We start from the raw sequence: 887 nt of genomic DNA on the forward strand, positions 1-887 counted from the left end.
ACCCCCAGCAGCACCCCCAGCCCGGCGCCCCGGGCGCCGCCCCGCCCTTCCACCCCGCCTACGGCGGCCTCGGCTCCACGCCGCCCTTCGGCCCGCCGCCGTACGGCACGGGCCAGCCCTACGGCACGGGCCAGGCCTACGGCACGACACCGCCCTACGGTCCGCCGCAGGATCCGGCGGGAAGAAACGGCCGTTCCACCGCGCTGCTCGTCGTGATCGCCCTGGTCGTCGCGCTGGCCGCGGGCGGCTCGGTCTACGCGCTGATGCAGGGCGGCGACGGCGACCGGGCCGGCGGCGACCCCACCCCCACGCGGAGCACCGACGCGCCCCCGACCACGCCGGGCCCGACCCCGACGATCTCGCAGCCGGACACCTCCACCTCCCCGGCGGACGGTTCGATCCCGACGGGATACCTGGGCACCTGGGCCACGACGATCGACAACGCCGACGGCCGGCACACCCGGCGACTTACCATCCAGCAGGGCGAGCCCGGCGACACCGTCCTGTCCCTCGTGGCCGACGGCCCCACGGACGGGGGCGGCAACTACCACTGCGTGTTCGCGGGCGCACTGACCGACGCCCCCGACGCCGACGGCCCGCTGAAGATCGGCCCGTCAACCGTGACCGTCGGGCAGCCGCGCACCGCCTGCACCCCGGGCGCCGCCACCGAGATCACCGTCCTCCCGGACGGCACGCTCCAGCGCGTGAACACCAGCAGCGGGGAACGGCTGACGTACAGGAGGCAGTGACCGGAGGCGGTGGCCAACCGCCGGTTCCCCCCTGCTCGAGCGAAGTCGAGAGCTTGGGGGAGGGTGGGCGCAGCGGCACCTCGTCGCGCCGAGCTGCGCACCCACCCGACCCCAGCCCAAAGGCACAGTCACCTAGGC

The 887-nt window shown here is 75.5% G+C and carries 1 pseudogene; it reads left to right on the plus strand.

What is annotated here, in order from left to right:
* Positions 1 to 749: pseudogene (locus tag CA983_RS44235) on the plus strand (serine/threonine protein kinase); the annotation flags it as partial.
* Positions 750 to 887 lie beyond the last annotated feature (138 nt).

The organism is Streptomyces swartbergensis (genome assembly GCF_002148965.1).
GTDB lineage: Bacteria > Actinomycetota > Actinomycetes > Streptomycetales > Streptomycetaceae > Streptomyces > Streptomyces swartbergensis.